Source organism: Microbacterium sp. (assembly GCF_036277215.1).
Lineage (GTDB): Bacteria > Actinomycetota > Actinomycetes > Actinomycetales > Microbacteriaceae > Microbacterium.
Genome location: NZ_DASUNI010000175.1, coordinates 1 through 6,929 on the forward strand (window position 1 = coordinate 1; position 6,929 = coordinate 6,929).

The 6,929-nt window shown below is 69.7% G+C and carries 7 protein-coding genes; 1 reads left to right on the top strand and 6 read right to left on the bottom strand.

The features are described 5' to 3' along the window. From VFX99_RS09070 to VFX99_RS09095, 6 genes are all read right to left on the bottom strand, one after another. Positions 1-701, bottom strand: a 701-nt coding sequence (locus VFX99_RS09070; protein WP_329665974.1) for a Sip1-related alpha-galactosidase, incomplete at its 3' end; no start/stop codon positions are given. Continuing rightward, positions 698-1,795, bottom strand: coding sequence for a Gfo/Idh/MocA family oxidoreductase (locus tag VFX99_RS09075; RefSeq protein WP_329665975.1), 1,098 nt, complete (start codon positions 1,793-1,795; stop codon positions 698-700). The genes VFX99_RS09070 and VFX99_RS09075, both read right to left, overlap by 4 nt. Further along, complete coding sequence (locus tag VFX99_RS09080; protein ID WP_329665976.1) at positions 1,792-2,850, bottom strand: zinc-binding alcohol dehydrogenase; 1,059 nt, start codon at positions 2,848-2,850, stop codon at positions 1,792-1,794. The genes VFX99_RS09075 and VFX99_RS09080 overlap by 4 nt, the downstream gene beginning before the upstream one ends. A gap of 42 nt (positions 2,851-2,892) precedes the next feature. Then, positions 2,893-3,810 carry a carbohydrate ABC transporter permease gene (locus VFX99_RS09085; protein WP_329665977.1) on the bottom strand — a complete coding sequence of 306 codons (918 nt, stop codon included), beginning with the start codon at positions 3,808-3,810 and terminating at the stop codon, positions 2,893-2,895. Further along, complete coding sequence (locus VFX99_RS09090; protein ID WP_329665978.1) at positions 3,807-4,847, bottom strand: sugar ABC transporter permease; 1,041 nt, start codon at positions 4,845-4,847, stop codon at positions 3,807-3,809. Before VFX99_RS09090 ends, VFX99_RS09085 begins: the two co-directional genes overlap by 4 nt. Continuing rightward, on the bottom strand, positions 4,844-6,232 hold the full coding sequence (locus VFX99_RS09095; RefSeq protein WP_329665979.1) for an ABC transporter substrate-binding protein: 1,389 nt from the start codon (positions 6,230-6,232) through the stop codon (positions 4,844-4,846). Before VFX99_RS09095 ends, VFX99_RS09090 begins: the two co-directional genes overlap by 4 nt. A 139-nt stretch (positions 6,233-6,371) precedes the next feature. Here VFX99_RS09095 and VFX99_RS09100 point away from each other — a divergent pair. Next, the coding region (locus VFX99_RS09100; protein WP_329665980.1) for an ROK family transcriptional regulator at positions 6,372-6,929 on the top strand (558 nt) is incomplete at its 3' end.

Sequence of the window (6,929 nt, forward strand, 5' to 3'; positions counted from 1 at the left end):
GCGAGGTCCGAGCGAGATCCGACGCTGAACGGCGCCAGCCAGAGCCCGGCTCGCCGTCCACTGTCGCGGATGGCGTCCACCGCGTCGCGCAGCGACCCGAATCGCGGGTTGGGTGCGGTCCACTCACCTGTCCCGAGGCTCCAGCCGTCGTCGATCTGAACGACGTCGACCGGCAGCTGCCGGTCCTCGATCGCGTGGAGGTTCTCGAGCACGTCCGCTGCGGTCACCTCCTCGAAGTACCGGTACCAGGTGCACCACACGCGGGGCGCGGTCGCGCTGACCCTCGCATCGGATGCCGCGCCGAATCGATCGCCGTACGCCTCGAGCGCCGCAGACCCGGGCGACCCGGCTCCCGCGGGCGCGGCATCCGTCCAGGTCTCGACCGTCGCGTCGGCCTCGACCACGACGCGATCGCCGCGCCACTCGGCTGAGATCGACGGGACCTCGGACGAGGCATCCAGCGTCCCGTAGGAGCGGACGGGCTCCCCGTTGCCGGGGTCGACCGCGAGGAATCCCTCCCCCTGCACGCCCTCTTCGGGCAGCGTCGTACCGGGACGGAAGCGCATCAGGTGCTGCCAGGCCTGGGCGGGCCGGTGCGCGTCGTCCCCGCGCCGGTACCAGGTGGTCGGGCTCCAGCTCTGCCACCCCTCGGCGTAGATCCGGGCGTCCGGCCCGACCGCCACCTCGTCGATCGCGATCATGCGCGGACCCCCTGAGTGTGCCCCGCCGGGCTGAGAACGAGGCCGTCGGGATGGATGGGCGAGCCGCCGGCCGCCGCGGAGCTCACCGCGGCCTGGCCCAGCCGAACGGTCGCCAGGACGTGCTCGGCGGAGTTCTCCGGCTCGCGGTCCTCGGCGATCGCGGACTGCAGCTCGCCCATGGTCCCGGCGAACCCGTCGGGAAACCACTGGCCTTCCAGCGCGAACCGGGTGCGCTCGTCACCGCGTTCGAGTTCGAGGAAGTCGCTTCCCAGCAGTACGCTCCCCCGGATCGTGCCCTCGGTTCCGTGGATCCAGAACGGGCAGCCGCCGGCTCGAGCCCGGGCGTTGCCGACCACGCGGATCGAGGCGCTCGCGCCGGACGAGAGCGCCAGCTGCACGCCCGCGTGCCACGGATTGCGGGCATCGTCCGGCTGGCCCGGCACGCGGGAGTCCTGCGCGGTCACGGCGAGCACCTCGGTGCCTTCCAGCCAGCAGCGCGTGATGTCCATCCAGTGCACGAGGTAGTCGCTCAGCAGCATGTGCGCAACGTCGTCGAATGCGGTGCCGGCGAGGGGCGGCAGCGGCTTGTCATGCAGGTGGGTCACTCCGACCACCTGCCCGATGTCGCCGCGCCGCACCAGCAGCGTCGCCAGCCGCCAGGCGGGCGCCCACCGGGCGTTCTGGTTCACGGCGACCCGGATGCCGAGCTCGCGCGCGGACGCGAGCACGCTTTCGAGGCGCGGGAGTTCTACGGCGTCGACGCTCAGCGGCTTCTGCGCCAGGACGTGCTTTCCCGCGGCGACCGCGTCCGCGATCAGGTCGAGCCGGCCCTCGGGCCCGGTGGCGATGTCGACGACGTCCACGCGATCATCGGCGAGCAGCTCGGCGACGGAGTCGTGCGCCCTCTCGACGCCGGACTGCGTCGCGAGGCTCCGAGCCGACGAAGCCGTTCGGGAGGCGATCGCAACGACCGGGATGCCCCACGCGGCGTACGCCGGCAGGTGCGCGGTGCGCGCGATCCCGCCCGCGCCGATCAGGCCGACGCGCAACGGCTGAGCGGGAACGGAGGGCCGGTAGTCGAGCAGCTCGTTCATCGCTGCCGCTCCGGTGCGGCATCGAACCGCAGCACCGCCTGGAGGATCTCGGGATCGCCGGAGTCGAGGCGCTCGAACACCCCCGCGACGGCATCCGCGTCGACGACGTCCGAGACGAGCGCCGAGGCGTCGACCGCGCCTGAGGAGATCTGGTCCATCACCGTGCGGACGAGCCGGGCCTGATCCCACCGCCCGCCGAGCCCGACGGGCACGCCCGAGATCTGGCTCGCGACGATGCGCACGCGGTTGTGGTGGAACTCCTCGCCCAGTCGGAGGTTCGACGCACCCCCCTGGTAGAAGCCGGAAGCCGCGACGAGCCCCTCGACGACGACGGAGCGCACCGCCTCGTGCAGTGCGCGGTCCGCCCCCGAAAGCTCGATGGCGCTGTCGGCCCCGCCCCCCGTCAGCTCGCGGATCAGCTCGCCCGCGCCGCCCGGCCGCATCGCATCGACGACCTCGACCGCGCCGAACGCGGTTGCGATCTCCAGGCGTCGCGGCTGCGTGTCGACCGCGAGGACGCGGCCGCCGGACAGTGTTGCGAGCCGCGTCGCGAGCAGGCCGATGACGCCCTGACCGAAGATCGCGACCTTCTCGCCCAGCCGCACGTCGGCGGCGAGCACGGCGTTCAGGGCGATGGAGCCGACCCGCGCGAACGTCCCGAGCACGGGATCGACGTCGCGCGGCAGCACCCGCCACGCGATCGCGGATGCCGGCATGACGGCGTCGCTGCGATGCCCCCAGATGCCGTGCACCACCTCGCCCACCCCGACGTCGGCGACGTCGTCGGCCACCTCGACGATCTGCCCGACCTCGGAGTACCCCCATCCCTGCACGGGATAGCCGAAGCTCGGCTCGCCGGGCACGAACAGGCGGCGCTGCGCGTCCCACGTCGAGGTGAGGTACGGGTTCGTGCCCCGATACGCGGTCAGCTCGGTGCCGGCCGAGATGCCGGAGTACCAGGTGGCGATCCTCACCGAGCCGGGAACGAGCGGCGCAGCATCCGTCGAGACGAGCTCGACCGTGCCGGGCGCGGTGAATTGGACGATTTCAGGCACGAGGGACGAGCCTCCCTTTCCGAGGGTTCATGCGGGCTGAGCTCAGCCCTTCTCAGCGCCGGCGGTGAGCCCGCCGACGAGCAGGCGCTCCGAGGCGAAGAACAGGATGATGATCGGCAGGGTCAGGATGACCGAGCCCGCCATCAGCACCGTGGTCGGCACCTCGATGCTTCCGGCCAGCTGCGACAGACCGAGCGACACCGTCCACGAGTCGCGCTTCTCGACCAGGAACAGCAGGGCGAACAGGAACTCGTTCCACGCGATCATGAAGATGAACAGGCCGTTGGAGACCAGCGCCGGCATGGCCAGGGGAAGACTGATCTTCCACATCGTCTGCAGCCGGTTGCATCCGTCGATCGCCGCAGCCTCTTCGAGCGAGACCGGCACCGTCGCGAAGTAGTTGCGCAGCGTGTAGATCGACACGGCAGCCACCTGCGACACGTACACGATCACGAGTCCGACCAGCGATCCGCGCAGCCCGACCTGCGTGAAGAACACGAAAAGCGGGACGGCCAGCAGGATCGCGGGGAAGAAGTACACCGCGAGGAACAACCCCGACACCTGGCGGCGGCCGAAGAAGTTCAGCCGGCTCACCGCGTACGAGCCGGGGATCGCCACCAGCAGCGTGAGTGCGACCGTGCTCAGCGCGACGATCAGCGAGTTGCGCATGAAGACGATGAAGCCCTGTCCGCCGTCCGAGACCGGCGCCAGCACGTCGAGGTAGGTCGACAGGTCGAGCTCGTCGATCGAGACCCACAGCGCGCCCGGGTCGGCGAGCAGCGAACCGAGGGTGCGGAAGCTCAGCAGCACCATGTAATAGAAGGGGAAGATCGACACCAGCAGCAGCAGGACGATCACGATCGGCCGCAGGATCTTGAAGAGCCCGTTCTCGAAGCGATCGCGGTTGAAGCCGCCGGACTTGCGGGGCGCGGTCGTCCGCTCGACGGTTGCGGCGGTCATGCCTGCTCCTCCTCACGGCCGAAGAGCCTCAGGTAGACGGTGACGAGCACCGCGAGGATCGCGGCCAGCACGAGCGCCTGGGCCGCGGCCGCGCCGATGTCGCCGCGCGCGGTCATGTAGTCGAACACGCGCACGGCGACCACCTCGGTCCCGGCGCCACCGCCGGTGAGCAGGTAGATGTCGTCGAAGTTGTTGAACGTCCAGATGAACCGCAGAACGGTCAGCACGGCGATGGTCGGGAGCAGCTGCGGCCAGAGGATGTGCCAGAAGCGCTGACTCGGCGTCGCACCGTCGATGCGGGCCGCCTCGTCGAGCACCTCGGGCACCGCCTGCAGGCGGGCGGTGAGGAACAGGAAGGCGAAGGGGAACGACCGCCAGGCCTCGAACAGAATCACCGTGATCAGGGCGATCGGCAGATCGATCTGCAGCCCGAAGATGTTCACCGGCAGCGAGCGCTGCGACAGGAACGCGACCGGATCCTCCCAGCCGAGCACCGTGGTGCCGAACCAGTTCACCCATCCGTACTGCGGGTTCAGCAGCGTCGACCACACGAACGTGGCCGCCACGACCGGGGCGACGTACGGCAGCAGCAGCGATGCCCGGATGAGGCCCCGTCCGCGGAACGGCTTGCGCAGGGCGAGGGCGGCGATGAGCCCGATGCCGATCGCGAGCGCCGTCCCGCAGACCGAATACACGATCGTGGTCCACAGCGCCTGCAGGAAGCCCGGGGACGTGAGCACCTCGATGAAGTTGTCGAGGGTGTACTCGCCGATGAACCCGGTGCCGCGGATGTTGATGAGCCGGACGTTCTGGAATGCCAGCGCGATGGCCCACAGGATCGGGATGACGACCGCGACGGTGATGATGATCAGCGTCGGCGAGATCAGGAACAGACCGGTGCGATTCTCTTCGCGGCTGTGCCGGGACTTGCGCCGACCGCGCGCGGGGGCGAGGTGCTCCCCCGCGCGGACGTCCTCTTCGTCGGTGGGGATGGGGGGCGGACCGGAAAGGTCCGACCCCCCTGCGAGTTGTGTCACTGGATCGACTCCTGGACGGAACGCGCCGCCTCGGCTGCGGTGGTCGCGGCCTGCGCGGCGTCACCGCCCTGCGCGACCTCGCTCACAGCCTCGGCGACGGGCTGCTCGCCCTGCAGCGCCCCGAGCAGGTCGCCCTGCCCCTGCGGGATGGCCCAGCGGGCGATGTTCTCGGGTCCGGCGGCCACGGCCTCGAGCACCTCGGGTGCGTAGAAGTCCGACAGCGGGGCCTTCGTGTCCACACCTGCGGGCAGTGTCGCCCACAGGTCGGAGTAGAGCGTCGGCTCGTCGGTCGTGCCGAAGCGGACCGGAACCTTGCCCTCGGGTGCGATGGCGATCCACGGCTCGTAGCCGTCGCCCATCATGTACTCGATGAACGCCGCGGAGTCCTCCGCGTTCGCACCCGCCGTGACCGTCCACGAGGTGATCTCACCGAACTGCGCAGGACCGGCCGACTCGGGGCCTTCGATCGAAGTCACGACTCCCGTGTTCTCCGCGAGGAAGGCGGGGTTGTCGACGCACTCGGGGCACGTCGGCTTCGCGTCCTCACGCAGGCCGGCCATCTCGTCGAGCACGAAGCTCGACCAGATGAACATCGCGGCGTCGCCGGCGAAGTATGTCGCGCGCGTCGTGTCGACGTCCTGCGCCCCCGGCACGGAGTAGTTGGTGACGAGATCGCCGTAGACCTCGAACGCCTCCACGCACTGCGATGAGTCCAGCTCGATCTCGCCGTCCGAGTTGACGAGCTGGCAGTCGTTGCCCAGCGCGACCTGCTCGAACGTCTGCTCGGTGAACGCGTCCCCGGGCGCCGTCGCGCCGACGAATCCAGCCATGTCGGGCGTGTTCAGAGCCTGCGCCGACTCGAGCATCTTGTCGTAGGTGTCGGGGGCGTCAAGCCCTGCCGCCTCGAACAGGTCGGTGCGGTAGTACAGCATCTGCAGCCACGACTCGCTGGGCACCGCCAACTGGGTGTCACCGTCTGCCGTGAGTTCGAGGGCCTTCTCGGAGAAGGTCGACGCGTCGAGCGATTCGATGACGGAGGCCACGGCATCCGTGTCGATGAGCTCGTTCGCGGAGAGCGTGCGCACCTGCGGAAGCGAGATGCCGCCGATGACGTCGGGCAGGTCGCCGGCTGCGGCGGCCGAGGTGATGAGCTGGGCGAACTGGTCCTCGGCGACCGAGACGACTTCGACCTCGACGCCGCTCTCCTCCGAGAACGCTGCGACGATGTCCTCCGTCGCGGCGACGCGGTCGGGCAGGTCCTCCTGCACCCAGAACGTGATGCCTTCTCCGTCGCTGCTCTCACCGCCTCCGGCGGTGCAGCCGCTCAGCACGAGCGCTGCTGCGCACACCGCGGTCATGGTCACTGCTGTGGCACGGATCTTCAAGGTGCGCCTCCTTGCGCTTGAGTACTGCAGAGTGGTGAGGTCCTCCGCGATGTATCGGCTGAGGATATGTATAAAAGTATGATGCGTATTGTCTAGCTGTCAAGCATAATTGGCGCTGAGGCAGGAAAAAGGGAGAGGGATGTCGGGGCCGGGAGAGGTACTGGAGCTCATCCGCGATCGTGGCGCGCTGACGCGGGCCGAGGTCCTCGACATCACCGGACTGTCGCGGATGACCGTGGCGGGGCGCATCGACGCGCTGCTCGAGTCGGGGTACATCGTCGAGAAGGGAACCGATCGCGTCACCGGCGGCCGCCCCTCGCGGCGGCTGCAGTTCAACACCGCCCACGCCGGCCTGATCGTCGCCACCGTCGACACGACGCACACCACGGTCGCCCTGACCGACCTGGCCGGGAACATCGCCGCCGAAGAGCGCGTCCAGGTCGCCGTCGCCGACGGTCCGGATCGGACGCTTCACGCGATCATCGACAGCGCACGCGGGCTCCTCCAGCGCGAGGGGGTTCCCGCCGACCACGTCGGCGGGATCGGGATCAGCGTTCCCGGCCCGGTCGACCCCGACACCGGCCGGCCGAGCCAGCCTCCGATCATGCCGGGCTGGGACGCATATCCCATCGCCGAGCACCTCCGCGACGCGCTGCAGGTTCCCGTCCTGGTCGCAAACGATGCCGACGCCGCCGCG